This window comes from Kitasatospora sp. MAP12-44 (assembly GCF_029892095.1).
Classification (GTDB): Bacteria; Actinomycetota; Actinomycetes; order Streptomycetales; family Streptomycetaceae; genus Kitasatospora.
This window is the reverse complement of record NZ_JARZAE010000004.1, coordinates 4,287,302-4,311,193: the sequence shown is the minus strand read 5'-3', so window position 1 is coordinate 4,311,193 and position 23,892 is coordinate 4,287,302. Positions and strand designations below refer to the sequence as shown.

Annotated in this window: 16 protein-coding genes and 2 pseudogenes; 8 read left to right on the top strand and 10 right to left on the bottom strand. The window is 70.9% G+C overall.

Annotation, left to right across the window (positions count from 1 at the left end; genetic code table 11):
• Nucleotides 1-6 precede the first annotated feature (6 nt).
• From P3T34_RS20060 to clpB, 4 genes are all read right to left on the bottom strand, one after another.
• Complete coding sequence (locus P3T34_RS20060) at nt 7-1,167, bottom strand: pyridoxal phosphate-dependent aminotransferase (protein ID WP_280667407.1); 1,161 nt, start codon at nt 1,165-1,167, stop codon at nt 7-9.
• Between the two features lie 95 nt (nt 1,168-1,262).
• Nucleotides 1,263-4,238: a glycine--tRNA ligase gene (locus tag P3T34_RS20055; protein WP_280667406.1), complete on the bottom strand. Its 2,976-nt coding sequence runs from the start codon at nt 4,236-4,238 to the stop codon at nt 1,263-1,265.
• 144 nt (nt 4,239-4,382) lie between these two features.
• On the bottom strand, nt 4,383-4,952 hold the full coding sequence (locus P3T34_RS20050; RefSeq protein ID WP_280667405.1) for a YbjN domain-containing protein: 570 nt from the start codon (nt 4,950-4,952) through the stop codon (nt 4,383-4,385).
• A 183-nt stretch (nt 4,953-5,135) separates the two neighbouring features.
• Nucleotides 5,136-7,727, bottom strand: a complete 2,592-nt coding sequence (gene clpB / locus P3T34_RS20045) for an ATP-dependent chaperone ClpB (protein WP_280667404.1) — start codon at nt 7,725-7,727, stop codon at nt 5,136-5,138.
• Between the two features lie 217 nt (nt 7,728-7,944).
• Here clpB and P3T34_RS20040 point away from each other — a divergent pair, with 217 nt between their 5' ends.
• The 4 genes from P3T34_RS20040 (at nt 7,945) to P3T34_RS20025 (ending at nt 12,072) form a co-directional block, all read left to right on the top strand.
• Complete coding sequence (locus P3T34_RS20040; RefSeq protein ID WP_280667403.1) at nt 7,945-8,910, top strand: winged helix-turn-helix transcriptional regulator; 966 nt, start codon at nt 7,945-7,947, stop codon at nt 8,908-8,910.
• Between the two features lie 232 nt (nt 8,911-9,142).
• Nucleotides 9,143-9,478, top strand: coding sequence for a hypothetical protein (locus P3T34_RS20035; RefSeq protein WP_280667402.1), 336 nt, complete (start codon nt 9,143-9,145; stop codon nt 9,476-9,478).
• A 501-nt stretch (nt 9,479-9,979) separates the two neighbouring features.
• The gene (locus P3T34_RS20030; RefSeq protein WP_280667401.1) at nt 9,980-11,062 is read left to right on the top strand and encodes a LuxR family transcriptional regulator; all 1,083 of its coding nucleotides are present in this window, start codon (nt 9,980-9,982) and stop codon (nt 11,060-11,062) included.
• Nucleotides 11,059-12,072: a helix-turn-helix domain-containing protein gene (locus P3T34_RS20025; RefSeq protein ID WP_280667400.1), complete on the top strand. Its 1,014-nt coding sequence runs from the start codon at nt 11,059-11,061 to the stop codon at nt 12,070-12,072. The genes P3T34_RS20030 and P3T34_RS20025 overlap by 4 nt, the downstream gene beginning before the upstream one ends.
• 53 nt (nt 12,073-12,125) lie before the next feature.
• On the opposite strand, the gene P3T34_RS20020 is transcribed toward P3T34_RS20025, so the two are convergent.
• On the bottom strand, nt 12,126-12,749 hold the full coding sequence (locus P3T34_RS20020; RefSeq protein ID WP_280667399.1) for a hypothetical protein: 624 nt from the start codon (nt 12,747-12,749) through the stop codon (nt 12,126-12,128).
• A gap of 510 nt (nt 12,750-13,259) precedes the next feature.
• Here P3T34_RS20020 and P3T34_RS20015 point away from each other — a divergent pair.
• Complete coding sequence (locus P3T34_RS20015; protein ID WP_280667398.1) at nt 13,260-13,568, top strand: hypothetical protein; 309 nt, start codon at nt 13,260-13,262, stop codon at nt 13,566-13,568.
• 22 nt (nt 13,569-13,590) lie between these two features.
• On the opposite strand, the gene P3T34_RS20010 is transcribed toward P3T34_RS20015, so the two are convergent.
• From P3T34_RS20010 to dnaK, 5 genes are all read right to left on the bottom strand, one after another.
• Complete coding sequence (locus P3T34_RS20010) at nt 13,591-14,634, bottom strand: helix-turn-helix domain-containing protein (RefSeq protein WP_280667397.1); 1,044 nt, start codon at nt 14,632-14,634, stop codon at nt 13,591-13,593.
• Nucleotides 14,635-14,746: 112 nt separating this feature from the next.
• On the bottom strand, nt 14,747-15,247 hold the full coding sequence (locus tag P3T34_RS20005) for a helix-turn-helix domain-containing protein (RefSeq protein WP_280667396.1): 501 nt from the start codon (nt 15,245-15,247) through the stop codon (nt 14,747-14,749).
• A gap of 4 nt (nt 15,248-15,251) precedes the next feature.
• Complete coding sequence (dnaJ, locus tag P3T34_RS20000) at nt 15,252-16,403, bottom strand: molecular chaperone DnaJ (protein WP_280667395.1); 1,152 nt, start codon at nt 16,401-16,403, stop codon at nt 15,252-15,254.
• A gap of 90 nt (nt 16,404-16,493) precedes the next feature.
• A complete protein-coding gene (grpE, locus tag P3T34_RS19995) occupies nt 16,494-17,105 on the bottom strand; it encodes a nucleotide exchange factor GrpE (RefSeq protein WP_280667394.1) in 612 nt (203 codons plus the stop codon).
• A complete protein-coding gene (dnaK, locus tag P3T34_RS19990; protein WP_280672241.1) occupies nt 17,102-18,949 on the bottom strand; it encodes a molecular chaperone DnaK in 1,848 nt (615 codons plus the stop codon). Before dnaK ends, grpE begins: the two co-directional genes overlap by 4 nt.
• A gap of 323 nt (nt 18,950-19,272) precedes the next feature.
• Between dnaK and P3T34_RS19985 the strand changes: the two are divergent.
• The 3 genes and pseudogenes from P3T34_RS19985 (at nt 19,273) to P3T34_RS19975 (ending at nt 23,880) form a co-directional block, all read left to right on the top strand.
• A pseudogene (locus P3T34_RS19985) lies at nt 19,273-21,496 on the top strand ((Fe-S)-binding protein).
• A 258-nt stretch (nt 21,497-21,754) separates the two neighbouring features.
• Nucleotides 21,755-22,828: pseudogene (locus tag P3T34_RS19980) on the top strand (NDP-sugar synthase); the annotation flags it as partial.
• Between the two features lie 176 nt (nt 22,829-23,004).
• Entirely contained in the window at nt 23,005-23,880 is an 876-nt protein-coding gene (locus P3T34_RS19975) for a Yip1 family protein (protein ID WP_280667393.1), read from the top strand.
• The last annotated feature ends 12 nt before the right edge of the window (nt 23,881-23,892 follow it).

Below are 23,892 nucleotides of genomic sequence, written 5' to 3'. Positions count from 1 at the left end.
GGGCGGTCAGAGCCGCTGAAGGCGCTCCACCGCGTCCTGCAGGACCGCGTCCTGCTTGCAGAAGGTGAAGCGGACGAGGGAGCGGCCGGCGTCGGTGTTGTCGTAGAAGACGACGTTGGGGATCGCGACCACGCCGCAGCGCTCGGGCAGGGCGCGGCAGAACTCCAGTCCGTCCTTCTCGCCCAGCGGGGTGATGTCGGTGGTGATGAAGTAGGTGCCGGCCGGCTCGAAGACCTGGAAACCGGCGCCGGTGAGGCCCCCGGCGAGCAGGTCGCGCTTGCGGCGCAGGTCGGCGCGCAGCGTCTCGTAGTAGTCGTCGGGCAGCCGCAGGGCCTCGGCGACGGCATACTGGAAGGGGCCCGAACTGACGTACGTCAGGTACTGCTTGGCGGTGCGGACGGCGGCGACCAGGGCCGGCGCGGCGGTCACCCAGCCGACCTTCCAGCCGGTGAAGGAGAAGGTCTTGCCGGCCGAGGAGATCGATACCGTCCGCTCGCGCATACCGGGCAGGGCGGCGATCGGGTGGTGGCTGCCGGTCAGCACCAGGTGCTCGTAGACCTCGTCGGCGATCACCAGCAGGTCGTGCTCGCAGGCGAGTTCGGCGATCCCGGCGAGTTCCTCGGGGGTGAGCACCAGGCCGGTGGGGTTGTGCGGGGTGTTGATCAGCAGCAGCCGGGTGCGCGGGGTGATCAGCGAGCGCAGCTCGTCGAGGTCGGGCCTGAAGGAAGGCTGACGCAGCGTCAGCGGCACCCGGACCGCTCCCGCCATCGCGATGCAGGCGGCGTAGGAGTCGTAGAAGGGTTCGAAGGCGATCACCTCGTCGCCGGGTTCGAGCAGGGCGAGGAGCGAGGCGGCGATCGCCTCGGTGGCACCCGCGGTGACCAGCACCTCGCTGTCCGGGTCGTACGACAGCCCGTAGAACCGCTGCTGGTGCTCGGCGACGGCGGCACGCAGCTCGGGGATGCCGGGGCCGGGCGGGTACTGGTTGCCCTTGCCGCTGAGCACGGCGTCGGCGGCGGCTTGGGCGATCTCGCGCGGCCCGTCCGTGTCGGGGAAGCCCTGCCCGAGGTTGATCGAGCCGGTGGCGGTCGCCAGAGCGGACATCTCGGCGAAGATGGTCGTCCCCATCCCGTCCAACCGGCGGTTCAGCAGCGGCCTTGCACTCATGACGGCTCCTCAGTCTCGATAGTCGATCCATCCTCTGCCGCGACCGGGAGCGGGGACAAGCCCTCACCCGCTCCCCGTCGGTCGGAGGCGAACCGTCAGCGCAGCTCCTGCCAGCCGAGCACCGGCGCCGCCAGTGCGCCCACCGAGGCGAGCAGGCCGAGTCGGTTCGCCCGGGTGCCCGGGTCCTCGGCCATCACCAGCACCTCCTCGAAGAACTCGTTCACGGCCCGCACCAGCGGGCCGGTGGCGGCCGTGAAGCGGGCCGGCCCGGCGTCGGCGTCCAGCCGCGCGGCGCTCTGCCGGACGGCTTCGTACAGGGCACGCTCGGCCGGGCTGTCGAAGAGCGCCGGATCGGTGGCCGGTTCGGTGCCGGCGGGGACGATCCGGCGCACCCGCTGGACGGCGGCGACCAGCGCGGCGAAGCGCTCGTCGCCGCTGAGCGCCTCCAACTCCGCCAGCGCCCGCTCGGCCCGCACCGGCGCACCGCCCAGCGCCAGCACCGCCCGGACGTCGTCGACGGCGTGGCCGGCCTCCAGCAGCTGCTGCTCGAAGCGCCGCAGCACGAACTGCGACGCGTCCCGCAGCACGGCCGGCTCCAGGACCACCCGCTGCTGCTCGGCCGCCACCGCCAGGCCGTGCTCGACGGTGACCGCCGCCAGCTCCGGGAAGGCCCGCAGGATGTTGACGACACCCAGCGCCGAGCGGCGCAGCCCGAACGGGTCCGAGCCGCCGGTGGGGGCCGCGCCGATCGCGAACAGCCCGGCCAGCAGGTCGAAGCGGTCGGCCAGCGCCAGCAGCGCGCCGGGCCGGCCGGTGGGCAGCCGGTCCTCGGCGAAGCGCGGCAGCTCCGTCTCGAACAGCGCCCGCGCCACCGCCGGGTCCTCGCCGGCCCGGCCGGCGTACTCGCCCGCCATCACCCCGGCCAGGCTGGAGAGTTCGACGACCAGCTGCGAGCCGAGGTCGAACTTGACCAGGGCGGCGGCCCGGTCCAGGGTGCGGCGCTCCTCGGCGGCCAGGCCGGCGCTGTCCGCGAGCCGGCCCGCGATCACGGCGATCCGCTCCGCCCGGTCGGCCATCGAGCCGAGCCGCTCCTCGAAGGTGAGCAGCGCCAGCTTCTCCTTCATCGCGGCGGGCGCGGTCTGCAGGTCCGCCCGCCAGAAGAAGGCCGCGTCCTCGTAGCGCGCCCGCAGCACGGCCTCGTTGCCGGCCCGCACCACGTCGTGGTCGCAGTCGCCGTTGGCCACGGCCACGAAGTACGGCAGCAGCCGGCCCTCGGCGTCCTGGACCGGCAGGTAGCGCTGGTGTTTGCGCATGACGGTCACCAGGATCTCCTCAGGGAGTTCCAGGTACGTCGGATCGAAGCGGCCCAGGATCGGGGTGGGCTGCTCGACCAGGTTGGTGATCTCGTCGATCAGGGCGTCCTGGGCGGCCAGGTCGATCACAGCGCCGACCTCGGCGGCAAGGGAGGTGGCGCCGTCCACGACGAGCCGGCGGCGCTGCCCGACGTCGGCCAGGATGCCGTGCCCGGCGAGGAACTCCAGGTAGCCCTCGGCGGACGGCACCTCGACGGTGGGCCGGACCGCGGTGCGGTGCACCCGGGTGCTGCGGCCCGCCGCCAGGGTGGCGACGGCGACTGGCAGCAGCTGCTCGCCGAGCAGCGCCAGCAGCCAGCGGATCGGACGGCTGAAGGCCAGGCCCGGCGCGTTCCAGCGCATGTTCTTCTCGGCGCGCAGCGAGCCGACCAGCTCGGCCAGCAGCCCGGTCAGCACCTCGCCGGCGGGGCGCCCGGCCAGCCGGCGGGTGGTCGCCACATACGCGGTGCCGGCCTCCTCGACCCGGTCGAGCTCGGCGACCTCGACGCCCTGGCTGCGGGCGAAGCCCAGCACGGCCTTGGTGGGCCGGCCCTCGGCGTCGAAGGCGGCCGACACGCGCGGGCCGCGCACGGTCTGCTCGTGGTCCTCCTCGCGGGGCTGCACCTGCTCGACGACGGCGACCACCCGGCGCGGCGAGGCGTGCACGCGCACCGCGCCGTGCCCGAGCCGGGTGGCGCGCAGCCGTTCGCCCAGCGCGACCCGGACGGCCTCGGCGGTGCGGGTGACCTCGGCCGGCGGCAGCTCCTCGACGCCGATCTCGAACAGCAGGGTCGCGGCGGCGCCCGTCCCGGCCGCGGTGGGCCCGGCGAGCGCGGGTACCGGCGCCGGCGCCAGGCCCAGGGGGTGGCCGAGTTCCGCCCGGCGCTCGGCCCACAGCCGGGCGACCTCGTGCGCCAGGGCGCGCATCCGGGCGAAGGCCCGGGCCCGCTCGGTGGTGGAGACGGCCCCGCGCGCGTCCAGCACATTGAAGGTGTGCGAGCACTTGAGCACGTACGTGTAGGCCGGGACCGGCAGCCTGGCGTCGAGCAGCTGGCGGGCCTCGCCCGCGTAGGCCTCGAAGAGGGTGCGGTTGGTGTCCAGGTCGGCGTCGTCGAGGTAGTAGCGGCTCATCTCGTACTCGGCCTGGCCGAAGGCCTCGCCGTAGGAGATGCCGGGCGCGTAGGCGATGTCCTTGAAGTGGCTCACGCCCTGCAGCGCCATCAGGATCCGCTCGACGCCGTAGGTGATCTCCACCGAGACCGGGTCGAGGGCGATCCCGCCGGCCTGCTGGAAGTAGGTGAACTGGGTGATCTCCAGGCCGTCCAGCCAGACCTCCCAGCCGAGCCCCCAGGCACCGAGCGCGGGCGAGGCCCAGTTGTCCTCCACGAAGCGGATGTCGTGCGCGGCGGTGTCGATCCCCAGCGCTCGCAGGCTGCCCAGGTAGAGCTCCTGGGCGTGGCCCGGTTCCGGCTTGAGGATCACCTGGTACTGGGTGTGCGTCTGCAGGCGGTTGGGGTTCTCGCCGTAGCGCGAGTCGTCGGGCCGCACGCTCGGCTCGACATAGGCCACCCGCCAGGGCTCGGGCCCCTGGACCCGCAGGAAGGTCGCGGGGTTGAGCGTCCCGGCGCCGACCTCGGTGTTCATCGGCTGGCCGATCAGGCAACCCTGGCCGGTCCAGTAGGTGTTGAGCGCGAGCAGGGCGTCCTGCATGGTGATCATGCTTACCTCCGGACCGAAACGGGTGGGACCAGGTTTTCGGTGAGTCTATGGAGGGGGCGCAAACGAAATAGCGGGGACGCGAACGGCCCGGCCTGCACTTCTTGGGAGTGCGGGCCGGGCCGGACGAGTGGGCCGCTGCGGAGGTCAGCTCTCGCTGGGCGGGGTGTCGGAGGGGGGAGTGTCGGAGGGGCCCTCGCCGTCCTCGCCCTCGATCTCCTTCTGCAGGCCGAGGCGCTCGACGATCCACTGCTCGAAGCCCACGGCGGCCTGGGTCCAGTTGGCGGTGGTGGTGACGAAGTAGTCCAGGTTCACCCCGGCGCCGATGATCATCTGCGACTCACCGATCAGCCGCACCACGCCGTCCTCGTGGGTGTGCGTGTAGACCTTGGGCCACAGGGTCTCGCGGTTCCACTCGTCGATGAGGTCGAGGATCTCGCCCTTCTTCTCCAACGGGTACGAGCGGTCGTAGAAGGACCGCACCGCGAAGAGCTCCTTCTGCTCGCCGCGGAACATGAAGTAGACCCGGAAACCCTCCCACGGGGCGGTGAGGTCACCCTCCTCGTCCACCACGTGCTTGAGCTGCATCTGGTCCAGCAGCTGGGTCACCAGCGCCTGGTCCGGCACCACGATGGGCGGCGGACCGGCAGGCTGGCCGCCGGCCGGGGGCTGCTGCGGCATGCCGAAGGAGGGGATGGACGACGGGTCAACGCTCACGGGAGGTCCCTTCACAGTGCACGAGGGTGGCTGGAACTTCAGGGGCCGCCCTTCCATGTCTCCATCCTGCCTCATCCGGCGCCGGTGGCACAGGGAGTCCGGGACGTCGTGATCATGTCCGTCCGGCCCGGCCCCGCAGCGGCGGGACCAGGCCGGACATCCGTCCTACGAGGAGCTGAGGTCCTACGAGGAGCTCACGCTCAGCCGGTCGTTCTCCTCGTCGCGGTCCACCACGACGGTGTCGCCGTCGTGCACGCGACCGGACAGGATCGCCTTGGCCAGCTGGTCGCCGATCGCCGACTGCACAAGCCGGCGCAGCGGCCGGGCGCCGTACGCGGGGTCGTAGCCGGTGAGCGACAGCCAGTCGCGGGCGGCGGGCGTGACGTCCAGGGTGAGCCGGCGGTCGTGCAGCCGCTCGGCCAGCTTGGCGACCTGGAGGTCGACGATCCGGCTCAGCTCGGCGCTGCCCAGCGGGTCGAAGACCACGATGTCGTCCAGCCGGTTGAGGAACTCCGGCTTGAAGGCGGAGCGGACCGCCTCAAGGACCAGCTCCTTCTTGGCGGTCTCGGGGATCGCCGGGTCCACCAGGTACTGGCTGCCCAGGTTGGAGGTCAGGATCAGGATGGCGTTGCGGAAGTCCACCGTGCGGCCCTGGCCGTCGGTGAGCCGCCCGTCGTCCAGCACCTGGAGCAGCACGTCGAAGACCTCGGGGTGGGCCTTCTCCACCTCGTCGAGCAGCACCACGCTGTACGGGCGCCGGCGCACCGCCTCGGTGAGCTGCCCGCCCTCCTCGTAGCCGACGTAGCCGGGCGGGGCACCGACCAGGCGCGAGACGGAGTGCTTCTCGCCGTACTCGCTCATGTCGATCCGGACCATGGCGTGCTCGTCGTCGAAGAGGAAGTCGGCCAGCGCCTTGGCGAGTTCGGTCTTGCCGACGCCGGTCGGGCCGAGGAAGAGGAACGAGCCGGTCGGCCGGTCCGGGTCGGAGATGCCCGCGCGGGTGCGCCGCACGGCGTCCGAGACGGCCTCGACGGCGGCCGCCTGGCCGATCAGCCGGCGGCCCAACTCCTCCTCCATCCGCAGCAGTTTGGCGCTCTCGCCCTCCAGCAGCCGGCCGGCCGGGATGCCGGTCCAGGCGGCGACCACATCGGCCACGTCGTCCGGGCCGACCTCCTCCTTGACCATCGACTGGGTGACGTCCTGGTCCGCGGCGCGCTCCTGAGCCTCCGTCAACTCCTGCTCGGCAGCCGGGATCTCGGCGTACATCAGCTTGGAGGCGCGCTCGAACTCGCCGTCCCGCTGGGCGCGCTCCAGGGCGCTCTGCAGGCCGTCCAGGCGCTCCTTGAGCTCGCCGACCCGGTTGAGGCTCTTCTTCTCCTGCTCCCACCGGGCGGTGAGGCCGGAGAGCTGCTCCTGCTTGTCGGCCAGGTCGCGCCGCAGCCGGGTCAGCCGCTCCACCGAGGCCGGGTCGGACTCCTTGTCCAGCGCCAGCTCCTCCATCCGCAACCGGTCCACCGAGCGCTGGAGTTCGTCGATCTCGACCGGCGAGGAGTCGATCTCCATGCGCAGCCGGGAGGCCGCCTCGTCGACCAGGTCGATCGCCTTGTCGGGCAGGAAGCGGGCGGTGATGTAGCGGTTGGACAGGGTCGCGGCGGCGACCAGGGCGGCGTCCGAGATCTGCACCTTGTGGTGCGCCTCGTAGCGGCCCTTGAGGCCGCGCAGGATGGCGATCGAGTCCTCCACGCTCGGCTCGCCGACCATGACCTGCTGGAATCGGCGCTCCAGGGCCGGGTCCTTCTCGATCCGCTCGCGGTACTCGTCCAGCGTGGTGGCGCCGACCATCCGCAGCTCGCCGCGGGCCAGCATCGGCTTGAGCATGTTGCCCGCGTCCATCGACGAGTCGCCGCCGGCGCCCGCGCCGACCATGGTGTGCAGCTCGTCGATGAAGGTGACGACCTGGCCGTCGCTCTGCTTGATGTCGTTCAGTACGGCCTTCAGCCGCTCCTCGAACTCGCCGCGGTACTTGGCGCCGGCCACCATCGCGCTGAGGTCCAGCGAGACGAGCCGCTTGTCGCGCAGCGAGGTGGGGACGTCGCCGGCCACGATCCGCTGGGCCAGGCCCTCGACCACGGCGGTCTTGCCGACGCCGGGCTCGCCGATCAGCACCGGGTTGTTCTTGGTGCGCCGGGAGAGCACCTGGACGACCCGGCGGATCTCCTGGTCGCGGCCGATCACCGGGTCGAGCTTGCCGTCGCGGGCGGCCTGGGTGAGGTCGGTGCCGTACTTCTCCAACGCCTTGTAGGTGCCCTCCGGGTCCTGCGAGGTCACCCGGCCGCTGCCGCGGACCTCCTTGAAGGCGGCCAGCAGGGCCTTGGGCGTGGCGCCCTGCTGGGTCAGCAGCTCGGCCACCGCGCCGCCCTCGGCGGCCAGCCCGACCAGCAGGTGCTCGGTGGAGACGTACGCGTCGTCCAGGTCCTCGGCTCGCTGGCCGGCCTCGGTGAGCACGGCCAGCGTGTCGCGGCCCAGCTGCGGCGCGGCGACGGTGGAGCCCTGGGCGCTGGGCAGCGTCTTCAGCTGCCGGCGGGCGCCCGCGGTGATCTGCGCGACGTCGGCGCCGACCGCCTCGAGCAGCGGGCGGGCGATCCCCTCGGGCTGCTCCAGGAGGGCGAGCAGGATGTGCACCGGCCGGACGTCCGGGTTGCCCGCGCCGCCCGCCTGCCGGATTGCGGCGGACAGGGCGTCCTGCGTCTTGGTGGTGAACTTGCTCGCGTCCACTGCTGGCTCTCCTCCTGGGGGCTGGGTGATGCATACCGAGTAAGACAACTTGAGTGTAGTACGCTCAACTTTCCTTCGCAAAGGAACGCGCGCTTCCAGGGTCAGGTTAAGACCGGCGAGGCCCCCCGGGGCTCGCGTGGCAGCTGGCCGACTGGCACGATGGCGGAGGTCAGTCAATCGATCGGGGGCGCGTGCGGTGGACGGGGATCCAGGTGCGATGCCGGACGACCTCGGGCTGGACGCCGCCGCCCGGGCGTTCTACCTCTCCGTGGTGGCCGCGGGCGGCTGGCTGATGGCCGAGGACCTCGCCCCGCAGGACGCGCCGGCGCTGGCCCGGCTGCTGGAACTGGGGCTGGTCCGCGGCCTGCCCGGTGGCACCTTCTACTCCGCGGTCAGCCCGCGCGCGTTCGCCGGCCGGGCCCGCGGTGAGCTGCGGGCGCGCTCGGCCCGGCTGCTGCGGCAGGCCGAGGAGGTGCCGGCCCTGCTGGACGAGCTGGCGCAGGCCTATGACGCCGCGCCGCGCCGGGTCGAGCGGGCCGGGGTGGTGGAGACCGTGCAGGACCGCGACAGCATCCGGCACCGGATCGCCCAGCTGGTCGCCGACACCCGCACCGAGGTGCTGACCGCGCAGCCCGGCGGCAACCGCCCGGCCGACCACCTCGCGTGGGCGCTGGCGCAGGACGTCCCGTTCCTGAAGTCCGGCGGGGTGATGCGCACGCTCTACCAGCCGGTGGCCCGTACCGACCCGGCGACCATCGAGTACGCCGTGACGATCTCGCCCTACGGCGCGCGGATCCGGGTGCTGGACGAGGACTTCCAGCGGATGCTGATCTTCGACCGGGCGGTGGCGGTCATCCCGGCCTCGGCCGACATGGGCAGCGCGGCGTTCGTCGAGGATCAGACCGCCGTGGAGGTGCTGGTCGAGCTGTTCGAGCGGGACTGGCGCCGGGCGGAGCGGGTCCAGTGGGGTTCGGCGCACGCCGCGCCCGACGCCGGCGCGGTGGTGGCCCGGATCGGCCTGCTGCTGTCCGGCGGGCTGAGCCAGCGGGCGATCGCCGGGCGGCTGGGGCTGAGCGAGCGGACCGTGGCGGGCCATATCGCCCGGCTGCGGGAGGAGCACGAGGCCGAAACCCTTTTCCAACTGGGCTGGTTGATGCGTGGGCGGACCGACGGTCGGCGCTGAGAAAAGCCCGATGTCCGGGTGGTGGTGAATAGCCCGGGGGATCGCCGAAATAAGACGGGCGATCGGTTTTTTTGATGACCTCTCAGCTACTTCTGACGTGCCCCCGCCATGCACGTTCGCGCAGCTGCGGGAAAGCGCAGCGGATTTCCTCTTGCCCGACCGCCCGGCGCTTGCAAATCTGATGTTGAGTCAGCCGGTTTTTTTGTACGCCTCAACGGGGGAGGGGTCAGCCGTGGCCAAGCGTTCACAACACGTGCTGGTGGAGAGTCAGGCGGTCTGGGGGAAGCCGGGGGCGGCGGGATTCCTGCGCGAGGCGGTGCTGCTCGCCGAGGCCGGGGACCGGGTGATCCTCTACCTGGTCGAGGACGGGATCTTCGCGGCGGTCTCCGACGCGGTGCCGGAGCTGGCCCGGCTGGTCGAACTGGGCTCCGAGGTGTGGGCCGACGAGAGCTCGCTCACGCACCGCGCGCTGGCCGCCACCAGACTGTCGCCCTTCGTGAGCGTTAGGGGCGCCGAGGCGCTGGACCTGGTGGTCCGCGGCACCGATGGCAAGGTCGCCTGGCACTGACCTCCGAGCCCCGGCGAGCGGACGGACATCGTCCGCTCAGGATCCCAAAGCCGCAGCTCAGCCGTCTGTAGACCGACCAAAATCAGCGCCGCACTGCAACTTCGTGCAGTTGCGGGAAGCTGCAGGAGGACCCCACTTGTCGGGCTGTCGCCACGCTGTGAAGGTAGAGGTACGCCAAGCCGCCGGGGCGACCGCAGCCCACTGGTGGTGACTCGTTCTCCGTCCTCGCACAGGGGCAGAAGTATCTGTGCGGCGAAGGGGGAACACCGGGTGGTCCGCCATATGTGGTGATGGCGACCGGCCGGTTCCAGCGAGGCGTTGCTGCTCCGCCTCGCTGGAAGCACCAAGGATTTGGCGTACAACAAGTGGATCCGCCCGGAGCCGGGTGACTCCGAGTCCCCGCTCCGGGCCGGATCCGCTCCCTGGTTGGCCGGGCTGCCCCGAACGGGGCGGGGCAGCCGTCGGTCGGCCGTTCGCGGCTGCCACCGGGTCGGGGCCCGGATGAGACCATGTGACCTGCTGGGGCCGGTCCGCGCGGCGCAGGGGGGTGGCACAGTGGTCGGGACGGCGAGCGGCACACCGTACGCGCCGCTGGACGAGGCCGCGCGCGAGCTGTATCTCGCGGTGCTGCGCGGCGTCGGCCGGGTCGAGGCCTCCGAGCTCACCGAGCAGGAACTCGCGCCGCTGCGCCGGCTGGTGGAGATCGGACTGCTGGTGGCGCAACCCGGCGGGCCCGGCTACATCGCCGTCAGCCCCCGTGCGGTGACCCGGCGGATCGGCGCCGAGATGCGGGCCGAGGCCGTCCGGCTGCTGACCGGCTCGGAGCAGATGATCGGCGGGTTCGGCGATCTGATCCAGGCGTACGAACAGCTCGCCGCCCCGCCCGTGGGCCGGTCCGCCGCCGAGCATGTGCACGGTCTCGCCGACATCCAGAAGCGCGTCTTCCAGTTGGCGTCGGAGTGCCGGAACGAGCTGGTCACCGTGCACCCGGGCCCCCGCGAGCCCGAGCTCCTGGAGGCCTCGCTCCGGCACGACGTGCCGTTGCTGCTGCGCGGCTGCAGGATGCGGACGATCTACCAGCCCTCGGCCCTCTCGGCGCCCGCGACGGTCTGCTACGCGGCCGAGGTCACCAAGCACGGCGGTGCGGTGCGGGTCCTGGACGAGCCGTTCCAGCGGACCTTCATCATCGACCGGCGGGTTGCGGTGATCCCGGGGGAGGACCCCGAGGAGGCGGTCTTCCTGGACGACCCGGCGGTGGTGGCGCACCTGGTGCGGGTCTTCGAACGGGATTGGGAGCGCGCCCAGGCCCCCCGCTGGGGATCCGTGCGCAGCATCGACCCGGCCGCCGAGGCCACCGGCGGCCGGGTCGGCGCGCTGATGTCCCAGGGCCTCACCCAGCAGGGCGTGGCCCGCCGGCTCGGCCTGAGCGAGCGCACGGTGGCCGGCCATCTGGCCCGGCTGCGGAACCGCTACGGCGCCCGGACCCTCTTTCAACTGGGGTGGCTGATGGGCACGGCGCAGATCCGGCCGGTCGGCACGGGCGACTGCCCGCCGAGGGAACGGGACGGGGGGATCCAGCGGTGAGCGAGCAGGACGATGCGGCGGTGGGCGGCGGCGGGGGCGCTGCCGGGTTCCCCGGGGAGCAGGCCCGCGAGCTCTACCTCGCGGTGCTCGGCGAGGGCGGCCGGCTCAGGATGGCCGACGTTCGCCCGGCCGACGCCGACCAGGTGGCGGAGCTGCTCGAACTCGGCCTGCTGGTCGCCCTGCCCGCCGAGGCCTCGTTCGGCGCCGTCAGCCCGCGTGCCGTCGGGGGCAGGCTCAGCGAGGAGCTCCGCGCGGCCGGGACCAGGCTGCTGGTGCAGGCCCAGGAGCTGCCCGAACTCCTGGAGGACCTCACCCGCGCCTACGACCTGACCCCGCGCAAGGTGGACCGCTCCGGCGACGTGCGGCACATCCACGACCCCGAGGAGCTGCGCCGGACGATCCTGCGGCTGGGCGCGGCCTGCACCGGCGAGGTGCTCGCGGCCCAGCCGGGCAGTGGCCCGATGGCGTTCCTGGGCGACACCCTGGACGAGACGCGGGGCTTCCTGGAGCGCGGCGGCTCGGTCCGGGTGATCTACGAGCCCGGGGCGAAGGGCGACGGACCCACCTTCGACTTCGTGGCCGCGGCCACCGAGGCGGGCGCGAAGTTCCGGACGCTGGGCGAGTCGTTCAAGCGGATGTTCATCTTCGACCGGGCGACCGTGGTGATCCCGGCGACCCGCGACACCAGCAGTGCGGCCTACCTCGACGACCCGGCGGTGGTCGCCTTCCTGCTGGGCATGTTCGAGCGGGACTGGCGGCGGGCCGAGCCGGTCCAGTGGACCGCCGTCGAGTTGGACAAGGCGGGCCTGCCGGTGCACGCCCAGGTCGGCCGGCTGCTCGCCCAGGGCCTGACCCAGCGCGCGGTGGCCGGCCGGCTCGGCCTCAGCGAGCGGACGGTGGCCGGCCACATCTCGCGGCTGCGCGAGCTCTACGACGCCGAGACGCTCTTCCAGTTGGGCTGGCTGATGCGTGCGGTGGACGGCTCCGCGAGCGGGGAACCCAGCCGGTGATCGGGGTCGACCACAAGGACCGGGGCGGCGCGGCGGTGCCGGCCGCGGCGGCCTCAGCCGGCCGCGGCGCCGCTGCTCGGCCAGGTGCCGAACGGGTCGCGCGGGCTGCGCAGCGGGGCGGAGAACTGCTCGCCGGGGGCCGTCCAGAAGCCCTCACGCAGCGAGAGCGCCATGCCGGCCCAGTCGAGTGCGGTCTCGACGATGTGACGCAGGCTCTCCTGCGACCAGGAGTCGTCGAAGACCAGCGGCAGCACGGGGGCGACCTGCTCGATGGTGGCGATCAGCGGGTTGTGCGTGATGGCCTCGTCGACCAGCAGCACGATCGGCTTGCGCAGCGCGGAGCCCCAGCCGAGTTCGAGCGAGACGCCTGCCGAGAGCGGCGCACCGACGTACGCGAAGACCAGGTCGGCGGTCTGCATCGCACGGAAGTCCGACGGCACGCGCGGCTCCGGTGCCCGGCCGTCCACCGTCCACGCGTCGCTGTGGTGCGCGCTGAAGACGGCGGCACCGCTGCGCAGCAGCGAGCTGCGCAGGGCGGTCAGCCGGGTGCGGCTGGCCAGCGTCACCACGCTGTCGGCCGGACCGGTCAGCCGCATCAGCGGCGCGGCAAGGAAAACACGGGCCCGGCGACCCTCAGGGGCCTGGACCGCGTGCTGGCGCATGTAGGGCTCACTCATGACGGCTACTCCGGGGAAGAGTGGGTTTGCCCGGCTGAGTGTGGTGTCTCAGCAGGTGCGGTGGTGTGCGGAGCAGAGACTGCGCGGCGAATCCGACTCCCCAAAGGCCAAGGATTGTTGAGCCTTTTACTGACTTGGCGAAGTCGGAGAGGCCGTCAGAAGGTGCTGCCTATTGATCGTCTCTGCTGACACCAGCGGCCGTCCACAGGGCCGGTGTGTCATCTCGCTGTCTGGCGCTCGGATGACAGCGGCGTGCCAGCCCCGGGATCGCGGTTGGTTCCGCGCTCTGACGTGTCATCTTTCTGCATGGCAGAACGATGCCATGCCCTTCGTGATGCCGGAGCTTGCTTAGTTTCCGGGGGGTGGCTTTGATAATGCATTGTCCGTGTCTAAAACGCTCGGTTGGCGCGAGGGACTGTGGACCATGTCGTTTATATCAGGCTCATGACAAGGAGGCGCCACATGCGTCGTGCACCCCGATTCGTGACTCGCGCGCTTGTGGCTGTTGCTGTGGCTGGTGTCGGTCTGCTGGTGTCCGCCGCCGCCCTGCCTCACTCTGTTGCGTCGACGTCCGAGGCCGCGGTCCAGAACTGGAGGCCCAGCGCTCCGGTCCAGTTGCAGGCAGCTCCTGCCGACTTCATCTGGAACGCCGGCTCGCCGGCCGCTGCCCAGGCAGCCCCTGCCGACTTCATCTGGAACAAGAACGTGGCGGTGCTCAAGCCCGCCGACTTCATCTGGAACAAGAACGTGGCGGTGCTCAAGCCCGCCGACTTCATCTGGAACGCCGGGTCGATGGCCGCACCCGCCGACTACATCTGAGCGCGCGCGGGACGAGAGCCGACTACTCCGCAGTGATCGGACTCTCGTCCTCGTCCTCGATGCCGTAGGGACTGCCCGGAGCGTTCAGCGCCATCCGCCAACCGAGCTGGAAGAGCGTCTCGGAGCCGTACTCCTCGCGAAAGTCCGCGATGTGCCTGGCCAGCGTGCGCTCGCTGATGCCCAGGTTCCGCGCGATGACCCGGTGGCCGATCCCCTGCACCATCATCCGCAGGATGTTGGTGCGCATCCGCGAGATGACCTCCGGTGGCACCTCGGTGGCGCCCAGGAACGGGCTCGACCGCTCCCAGAGCCGCTCGAAGGAGTCCAGCAGGTAGGCGACGATCGCCTCGTCGTTGATGAACGCGGCCTTCTCGGTGTCCCCCTGGATCGGGATCACGGCCACCCGCCGGTCGATGATGAACAGCCGGGTGAAGGGCTCCTCCAGGGTCCGCACCTCGGCGCCGGCCTCCGTCATGCGCTCGACGTACTGCCTGGTGGGAGCGGAGTAGCGGGCGCTCGGGTGGTAGACGATCCGCCGGGAGACGCCCCGCCGGACCAGTGAGAGGTCGAGCTCCAGCGCCTCCAGCGCTCCCTGGATGATCGTCTGGCGCCGGCTCCCGCCCGGCTGGGCGGTCAGCAGTTCGCGCTCGGCGCCGTCTATCAGGGTGCCCACTCGCTGCTGGATCTCCGCCACCCCGTGGATGTGCTCCACCGGCCCGCCCGGGTGGAACTGCTGGTCCAGGGACTGGTAGGCGTGGTTCAACTCCTGCATGGCGGTGGGTATCGAGACGGCCTGCGAGAGCAGCGACAGCGCCTGCTTCTGCCAGGAGGTGCTCAGCCGGCCGGCCAGCCGGTTCGGATCCATGGCGGTCACGGTCGACGGTTTGTCCTGGTTGAGAACCAGCAGACCGAGCTCGGTCAGTTCGGTTCTGGCACCGGTGAGGCCGGGGTCGTCGATCTCCAGGCAGCCGCCTGCGGCAACTACCCGCAGATACAGGGACTTTGCCTCGGCGGAGACGAACTCGATGTGCTCCTTCTCCACCTCCGCCCCGCCTGTCGAGCTCATTCCTGGCTCCCCTCCCGGAAAATCGTCCGCCAGTCCACCGGTCAGCACTCTACGCAAGAGCGGGAGCTGTTGGCACCCCATCGAACGATGGGGTGCCAACAGCTCCCGTGTTCTAGCGCCGAGGCCGCCAGACGACCAGTGCGCTGGACTGCTGGGCCGGTTGGTAGGGCACCAGATCGCGTCGGTAGGAGGCGTGCACCGCGGCCTCGCGGGCCTGCAGAGTGCTGGCGGCGCCCTCCAGCGAGGTGGCCAGTTCGGCGATCCGCGACTGCAGCGCGGCGACCTGGTTCTCCAACTCGATGATCCGCTTGATGCCCGCCAGGTTGATGCCCTCGTCCTGGGAGAGCCGCTGCACCTCGCGCAACTGCTGGATGTCGCGGGCCGAGTAGCGCCGGCCGCGCCCGGCCGTGCGGTCCGGGCAGACCAGGCCGAGCCGGTCGTACTGCCGCAGCGTCTGCGGGTGCAGGCCGGAGAGCTCCGCCGCCACCGAGATCACGTACACCGGCGTGTCCTCGGTGAGCGTGTACGACGGACCGGGCGGTGCGGCGCGGCGTGGCCGCGGCCCGCCCGGGAGGCCCTCGCCCAGACCGACGCCGATGCTGTCAGGACTCATTGCGTCACGCTCCCTCCGCCGCCCGGAAGAGGTCGGCTCGCGGATCCTGCGAGGCGGTGGCCTCGCGGTACTGCTCCAGCGCTGTCAGGGCTTCCCCGGTGGTCTCCTGCGGGACCGTCACCTCGACGGTGACCAGCAGGTCGCCCCGGGTGCCGTCCTTGCGGGTGGCGCCCTTGCCGCGGGCCCGCAGGGTCAGGCCGTTGGCGCTGCCGGCCGGGAGCCGGAGCTTGACGGCCGGACCGTTCAGGGTCGGCACCTCGATGGTGCCGCCAAGTGCGGCCTCAGGGAAGGACACCGGGACCGTGACGGTCAGATTGTCGCCCTTGCGCCCGAAGACCGGGTGGGTGTCCACGTGCACGGTGACATAGAGGTCGCCGGGCTGGCCGCCGCGCTCGCCCTGGGCGCCCTTGGCCTTGAGCCGGATCCGCTGGGCGTCCTGCACGCCGGCCGGGATCCGGACCTGCATGGTGCGCGCCGAGCTGGCCCGGCCGCTGCCGTGGCAGTCGGCGCAGGGGTCGTCGACGATCATGCCGCGGCCCTTGCAGTCGCGGCACGGGTCGGAGAGCGCGAAGGCGCCCTGGCCCCGGCTGACCGTGCCCGCGCCGACGCAGGTCGGGCAGACCCGCGGGGTGGTGCCGGCCTTGGCACCCGTCCCGGCACAGGTCCGGCAGGCGGCCTGGCTGGTCATCCGCAGCGGGACGGTGGCGCCGTCCACCGCCTCCTCGAAGCTGAGCGTGACCTCGGTCTCCACGTCCGCGCCGCGGCGCGGCTGGGGCTGGCGGCCACCGCGGTTGAAGAGGCCGCCGAAGACGTCCCCGATCCCGCCGCTGCCGCCGGCCTGCTGGCCGTTGAAGAGGTCGCCGAAGTCGAAGCTGTAGCCGGCGCCGTTCGTCCCGCCGGCGCCGCGCATGCCGCCCGAGCCGAAGAGGCTGCGCGCCTCGTCGTACTCCTTGCGGCGCTTGTCGTCCGACAGCACGTCATACGCCTCGGAGATGTCCTTGAAGCGGTCCTCGGCCTTGACGTCGCCCTTGTTGGCGTCCGGGTGGAACTCGCGGGCGAGCTTCCGGTAGGTCTTCTTGATCTCCGCGGTGGTGGCGTCCTTGGGCACGCCGAGGACCTTGTAGTAGTCCTTCTCCACGTAGTCCTTAGTGCTCATGGCTGCTGCCACCTCCCGGGATGTGTTGATACGGCGCTGCGGAGCCGCGCGTCACGATTCGCGACGTACGGCCCCGCAGCACACAGCGTGTCAGTTGTCGGCCGCACCGTCAGCCTCGGGGGCCTCCGAGTCCGATCCGCCCGTCGACGGGGCGCCCGGCTGCGGCTCCGCGACGGCCACCATCGCCGGGCGGATGATCCGCTCGCCGATCCGGTAGCCGGGCTGGAGCACCTGCACACAGGTGTCCTCGGTGACGTCCGAGGAGTAGCTGTGCATCAGCGCCTCGTGCAGGTTCGGGTCGAAGGGCTCGCCCTCCTTGCCGAACTGCTGCAGGCCCAGCTTGGCGACGACGGTCTCCAGGTTGTCGGAGACCGACTTGAAGCCGCCCGTCACCTCGCCGTGCTCGCGGGCCCGGCCGATGTCGTCCAGCACCGGGATCAGGTTCTCCAGCAGCGTGGAGATCGCGATCTCACGGACCGTCGCACGATCGCGCTCGACCCGCTTGCGGTAGTTCTGGTACTCGGCCTGCAGACGCTGGAGGTCAGCGGTCCGCTCCGTCAACTCGCGCTTGGCAGCGGCGAGTTCGCCCTCGCCCTCGGCCTCGTCGGAGACGCCCTTGAGCGCCTCCTCCGCGGCCTTGAGGACGGCCTCATCGGCGTTGGAGTCGTCGCCGGGCTCCACGCCCTGCGCCTTCTCCGTCATGCGGCACCGCCCTTGGGCTTCTCGTCGTCGATGATCTCGGCGTCGACGACGTCGTCCTCCTTCGAGAAGTTGACGTTCTCGCCGCCCTCGGCGCCGGCCGCACCGGAGGCGTCGGCGTTGGCGTAGAGCGCCTGGCCGAGCTTCTGGGCGGTGGTGGAGACCTTCTCGGTGGCCTCGCGGATCACCGCGATGTCCTCACCCTTCAGGGCCTCCTTGAGCTCGCCGATCGCCGTCTCGACCTCGGTCTTGACGTCGGCCGGGAGCTTGTCGGTGTTGTCCGCGATGAACTTCTCGGTCGAGTAGACGAGCTGCTCACCCTGGTTGCGGGTCTCCACCGACTCGCGACGCTTGTGGTCCTCCTCGGCGTACTGCTCGGCCTCGCGCATCATGCGCTCGATGTCGTCCTTCGGCAGCGCGGAGCCACCGGTGACGGTCATCCGCTGCTCCTTGCCGGTGCCGAGGTCCTTGGCGCCGACGTGCATGATGCCGTTCGCGTCGATGTCGAAGGTGACCTCGATCTGCGGCAGGCCGCGCGGGGCCGGCGGCAGGCCGGTCAGCTCGAACATCCCGAGCTTCTTGTTGTACGCCGCGATCTCGCGCTCGCCCTGGTAGACCTGGATCTGCACCGACGGCTGGTTGTCCTCGGCCGTGGTGAAGATCTCGGAGCGCTTGGTCGGGATCGTGGTGTTGCGCTCGATCAGCTTGGTCATGATGCCGCCCTTGGTCTCGATACCCAGGGACAGCGGGGTGACGTCGAGCAGCAGGACGTCCTTGACCTCACCCTTCAGGACACCGGCCTGCAGCGCGGCACCGATGGCGACGACCTCGTCCGGGTTGACGCCCTTGTTGGCGTCCTTGCCGCCGGTCAGCTCCTTGACGAGCTCGGCGACAGCCGGCATACGGGTCGAGCCGCCGACCAGGACGACGTGGTCGATCTCGGAGAGCGAGATGCCGGCGTCCTTGATCACGTTGTGGAACGGGTGCTTGCAGCGCTCCAGCAGGTCCGCGGTCAGCTGCTGGAACTGGGCCCGGGTGAGCTTCTCGTCCAGGTGCAGCGGGCCCTCGGCGGAGGCCGTGATGTAGGGCAGGTTGATGGAGGTCTCGGAGGACGAGGAGAGCTCGATCTTGGCCTTCTCGGCCGCCTCGCGCAGGCGCTGGAGCGCCATCTTGTCCTTGGAGAGGTCCACGCCGTGGCCGGAGTGGAAGACCTTCACCAGGTGGTCGACGACCTTCTGGTCCCAGTCGTCACCACCGAGGTGGTTGTCACCGTTGGTGGCCTTCACCTCGACGACGCCGTCGCCGATCTCCAGCAGCGAGACGTCGAAGGTGCCGCCACCGAGGTCGAAGACCAGGATGGTCTGGTCGTCCTTGTCCAGGCCGTAGGCCAGCGCGGCGGCGGTCGGCTCGTTGACGATGCGCAGGACGTTGAGGCCCGCGATCTCACCGGCCTCCTTGGTCGCCTGGCGCTCGGAGTCGGAGAAGTAGGCCGGGACGGTGATCACGGCGTCGGTGACCGTCTCGCCCAGGTACGACTCGGCATCCCGCTTCAGCTTCTGCAGGATGAAGGCGCTGATCTGCTGGGGGTTGAAGTCCTTGCCGTCCAGGTTGATCTTCCACCCGGTGCCCATGTGGCGCTTGACCGAGCGGATGGTGCGGTCCACGTTCGTGACCGCCTGGCGCTTGGCGACCTCGCCGACGAGCACCTCGCCGTTCTTAGCGAAGGCGACGACGGACGGCGTGGTCCGGGCACCCTCGGCGTTGGTGATGACGGTGGGCTCACCGCCTTCGAGAACGCTGACGACCGAGTTCGTCGTGCCGAGGTCGATACCGACCGCGCGTGCCATCGTGAATACCTCCATGAAGAAGTTGAGCTTTACGGGCTCAAGCATGCCTGACGCTTCCGGGGGCGTCAACAGGGATGAGTCCCTGGCGCTCAACTTTATTGCGCCCTTATGTGGCGCCCGGGAGTGGCCCATCCGGGTGAGGGCAGCCTGCGTGACTGTCGCCATACCTTGTGCATCTTCTGAACCGGCGTTAACGCGCGGTAGTGTCCGCCCCGGTCCCCTGATTAAGTTACCGGCGAGTACACTGCCGGGTGGGGGACGTTGTGCCCTCATCCCCCAGGGATTCCGCTTATGGCCCTCGCACCGCAGGAGACGGAGAGCCGATGCAGCTAGCAGCGATCGTCATCTCGCTGGTCACCACTGTGATCGGCATCGCGCTCGCCACCCGTGCGGGCATGTACATCTACCAAGTGGTGAAGACCGGCCAGCCGGACGCCACCCGCACCGACAAGCCGGCCCAGCGGGTCAAGACGGTGGTCACCGAGTTCCTCGGCCACACCCGGATGAACAAGTGGGGCGTCGTCGGCGTCGCGCACTGGTTCGTCGCGATCGGCTTCTACACCCCTGCTGCTCACCCTGGTCACCGCGTTCGGGCAGCTCTTCAACGCCGAGTTCGTGCTGCCCGTGCTGGGCGGCTGGCTGCCGTACGAGCTGTTCACCGAGTTCGTCGGCACCTTCACCACGCTCGGCATCATCGTGCTGATGGTGATCCGGGTGCTCAGCCTGCCCTCGCGCTCCGGCCGCAAGTCGCGGTTCGCCGGCTCGATCGCCTGGCAGGCCTTCTACGTCGAGTACACGATCCTCGGCATCGGCCTCTGCATCATGCTGCTGCGCGGCGTCGAGGGCGCGATGGCCGGCGTCGGCTCCTACGAGGCGCGCTACCTGATCTCGTACCCGCTGGTCGCCGCCTTCCACGGCCTGGCGCACAGCACGCTGGTCAACCTGATCTACATCTTCGCGATGCTGAAGATCACGATCTCCTTCGCCTGGGCGACCACGATCGGGCTCAACCCGTCGATGGGCGTGGCCTGGCACCGCTTCCTCGGGTTCTTCAACATCTTCTTCAAGCGTGAGTCGGACGGCTCCGTCGCGCTCGGCGCGCTGCGGCCGATGACCAGCGACGGTGCCCCGATCGACTTCGAGGACCCGTCCGAGGACGCAGTCTTCGGCGTCTCGCAGGTCGAGCACTTCTCCTGGAAGGGCATCCTCGACTTCTCCACCTGCACCGAGTGCGGGCGTTGCCAGTCGCAGTGCCCGGCCTGGAACACCGGCAAGCCGCTGTCGCCCAAGCTGCTGATCATGAGCCTGCGGGAGCACGCCTTCGCCAAGGCGCCGTACCTGATGGCCGGCGGCGGCAAGGATGCCGAGGGCAACGAGAAGGCCACCCCCGAGCAGCTCGCCGGCGTCCCGGCCGCCGCGCTCGCCGAGGCCGAGCGCCCGCTGATCGGGACGGCCGAGGAGAACGGTGTCATCGACCCCGACGTCCTGTGGTCCTGCACCACCTGCGGCGCCTGCGTCGAGCAGTGCCCCGTCGACATCGAGCACATCGACCACATCGTCGACATGCGCCGCTACCAGGTGATGATCGAGTCCTCGTTCCCGACCGAGGCCGGGACGATGCTCAAGAACCTGGAGAACAAGGGCAACCCGTGGGGCATGGCCACCAAGGCCCGCCTCGACTGGGTCAAGGAGCTCAAGAAGGAGACCGGCATCGTGGTGCCGGTGATCGGTGAGGACATCGAGCCCGCCGAGGTCGAGTACCTCTACTGGGTCGGCTGCGCCGGCGCGCTGGAGGACCGCGCGAAGAAGACCACCAAGGCCTTCGCGGAGCTGCTGCACACCGCCGGCGTCAAGTTCGCGATCCTCGGCAAGGAGGAAACCTGCTCCGGTGATTCCCCGCGCCGGCTCGGCAACGAGTTCCTCTTCCAGATGCTCGGCGCGCAGAACGTCGAGACGCTGAACGCGGCCCTGGAGGACGCGCCGACCAAGCGGATCGTCGCCACCTGCCCGCACTGCTTCAACACCCTCGCCAACGAGTACCCGCAGCTGGGCGGCCACTTCGAGGTCATCCACCACACCCAGCTGCTGCAGCACCTGATCGACGAGGGCAAGCTCGTGCCGGTCAACCCGGTCGAGGGTCTGATCACCTATCACGACCCGTGCTACCTGGGCCGCCACAACAAGGTCTACAGCCCGCCGCGCGAGATCATGGACAAGGTCCCCGGTCTGCGCCAGCAGGAGATGCACCGCCACAAGGAGCGCGGTTTCTGCTGCGGCGCCGGTGGCGCGCGGATGTGGATGGAGGAGCGGATCGGCAAGCGGATCAACACCGAGCGGGTGGACGAGGCGCTGTCGCTCAACCCCGACATCGTCTCCACCGCCTGCCCGTTCTGCCTGGTGATGCTCTCCGACTCGGTCAACGGCAAGAAGAACGAGGGCGCGGCCAAGGAGCACCTGAAGGTGGTCGACGTCGCGCAGCTGCTGCTGGACTCGGTGAAGGCCCTGCCGGAGGCGCCGGCCGAGTCGGCGGAGGTCGTGGAGGTCTAGACATCAACGTCGCAGCTGCGCCGCATGCGTGAATGTGCCCGCGGCTTGGACGCTCACATATGATGCCTGCCCCGGGCGATATCGCCCGGGGCAGGCTGCTTGCACCGATACGTCGCGTATACCGTGTCGGGATAAGCCTGTGATACCTGGGACCCGTGGCCACCAGTACGTGGCGGCAGATCAAGCACCGAAGCGATGGCCCTGGCACCACTCCACAGGCCGGGTCGCTGACCGGAACGCAAGGGGAGAAAGCACACCATGACCGAAGCGATCATGCTGGTCGGTGGCCAGGGCACACGGCTGCGCCCGCTCACCACCCACACCCCGAAGCCGATGCTGCCGGTCGCCGGCGTGCCGTTCATCGCGCACCAGCTCGCCCGGGCCGCGGCCGCCGGGGTCACCCGCGTGGTGCTGGCCACCTCCTACCTGGCCGAGGTCTTCGAGGAGCACTTCGCCGACGGCACCCCGTACGGCATCGAGCTGGTCTACCTCACCGAGGTCGAGCCGCTCGGGACCGGCGGCGCGATCCGCAACGCCGCGGCCGGTCTGACCTGCGGTCCCGACGAGCCGGTGCTGATCTTCAACGGCGACATCCTGTCCGGCCTCGACATCGCGGCGCTGCGCGACGGCCACGTGGCTGCCGGCGCCGACGTCACGCTGCACCTCACCCGGGTCGAGGACCCACGGGCGTTCGGCCTGGTGCCCACCGACGCGGCCGGCCGGGTGCTGGAGTTCCTGGAGAAGCCGGAGACCCCCGAGCAGATCGTCACTGACCAGATCAACGCCGGGTGTTACGTGTTCACTCGTTCGGTGATCGATCGCATCCCGGCCGGTCGCCCGGTGTCGGTGGAGCGCGAGACCTTCCCCGAGCTGCTGCAGACCGGCGCGCTGGTGCGCGGCGTGGTCGACAGCTCGTACTGGCTGGACCTCGGCACCCCGGCCGCGTTCGTCCGCGGCTCCGCCGATCTGGTGCTCGGCAAGGTCGACTCCCCGGCGGTGCCCGGCCCGACCGGAGACGCGCTGCTGCTGGACGGCGCGACCGTGGACCCGGCCGCGGTGCTCAGCTGCGGCACGGTCGTCGCGGCCGGCGCGGTGGTCAGGGCCGGCGCGATCGTCGAGGGCAGCGTCGTGCTGCCGGGCGCGGTGATCGACGCGGACGCCTACGTGAAGGACTCGATCGTCGGCGCGTACGCGACCGTCGGCGCCCGCACCTCGCTGGACGGCGCCGTGATCGGTGACGGCGCGACCGTCGAGTCCGACAACGAGCTGCCGAACGGGATCCGGATCGCCTGCGGCGTCCTGCTGCCGGTCGGCGCGGTGCGGACCACGGCGGGCCCCGGCGGCTGCCCGGCCGGCCAGACCACGGCCGCGGCGGTGCACGGCTCGGTGCTGCAGCAGTAGTCGGCCGACCACCGCCGCATCGGCCTGTGCGTCACAGGCGTGCTGCAAAGTCCGCGTATTGCCTGATCGACCGGGCTCCGGCCCGCCTTTCCGGGTACCTTCGGAGGGTGGCTGGCAACGGATATGACAACGGGTGGGGCGGCGGCGAGCCCGAGTACTTCGACGCACCGTCGCCGCACGACCCGTACCGCGGGGACGGCGGCTACGGCAGCGACAGCCCCGGCCACACCCGGGCCTTCCCGGTCGGCGACCAGGGGCAGGCCCCGTACCCGCCGTACGGCCCGCAGCCCGTCCTGCCGTACGGCTCGCAGTCCGTCCCGCCGTACGGCTCGCAGTCCGTCCCGCGGTCCGTCCCGCAGTCGGGGTACGGGCCCGAGCGCGGGCGCGACAACGTCGCCACCTACCGGGCCGGCGGTCGCACCTCGCCGCGGGCCGGCGGTCCGCGGCTGGCCTGGCGCCCGCTGCTGGCCGGCATCTACCGCTCGCCGTCCAGGACCTTCGACCAGATGCGCGACCACCAGGCCTGGCTGCCCGCCCTCACGGTCTCGCTCTGCTACGGCCTGCTGGCCGTGCTCGGCTTCGGCGACACCCACGACGAAGTGGTCAACTCGGCGTTCTCCATCGCCGCCTGGTCGCTCGCCGGCGCGGCGATCGGCTTCACGCTGGCCGGTCTGATGCTCGGCGCGGTGACGTACGCGCTGGCGAGGCAGTTGGGCGGCGACGGCCCCTGGCAGTCGACGATCGGCCTGGCGGTCCTGGTCGGCTGGACCACGGACGTGCCGCGCCTGCTGCTGGCGCTGGTGCTGCCGACCAGCAACGTCGTCGTGCAGGTCGTCGGCCTGGCCAGCTGGGTGCTCTGCGGGTTCCTGCTGACCAGCATGGTCCGCCGGATTCACGACCTGCCGTGGGGCAAGGCGCTCGGCGCGGCCTCGCTGCAGCTGCTGGCGCTGCTGGTGATGGTCAAGCTCCCGACCCTCGGCTGACCCTTTCCGCGT

Coding starts and splice junctions, on each gene's coding strand:
- P3T34_RS20060 (WP_280667407.1), bottom strand. CDS start 1,167: ATGAGTGCAAGGCCGCTGCTGAACCGCCGGTTGGACGGGATGGGGACG.
- P3T34_RS20055 (WP_280667406.1), bottom strand. CDS start 4,238: ATGATCACCATGCAGGACGCCCTGCTCGCGCTCAACACCTACTGGACC.
- P3T34_RS20040 (WP_280667403.1), top strand. CDS start 7,945: ATGCCGGACGACCTCGGGCTGGACGCCGCCGCCCGGGCGTTCTACCTC.
- P3T34_RS20030 (WP_280667401.1), top strand. CDS start 9,980: ATGAGACCATGTGACCTGCTGGGGCCGGTCCGCGCGGCGCAGGGGGGT.
- P3T34_RS20020 (WP_280667399.1), bottom strand. CDS start 12,749: ATGAGTGAGCCCTACATGCGCCAGCACGCGGTCCAGGCCCCTGAGGGT.
- P3T34_RS20010 (WP_280667397.1), bottom strand. CDS start 14,634: ATGAGCTCGACAGGCGGGGCGGAGGTGGAGAAGGAGCACATCGAGTTC.
- P3T34_RS20005 (WP_280667396.1), bottom strand. CDS start 15,247: ATGAGTCCTGACAGCATCGGCGTCGGTCTGGGCGAGGGCCTCCCGGGC.
- dnaJ (WP_280667395.1), bottom strand. CDS start 16,403: ATGAGCACTAAGGACTACGTGGAGAAGGACTACTACAAGGTCCTCGGC.
- grpE (WP_280667394.1), bottom strand. CDS start 17,105: ATGACGGAGAAGGCGCAGGGCGTGGAGCCCGGCGACGACTCCAACGCC.
- dnaK (WP_280672241.1), bottom strand. CDS start 18,949: ATGGCACGCGCGGTCGGTATCGACCTCGGCACGACGAACTCGGTCGTC.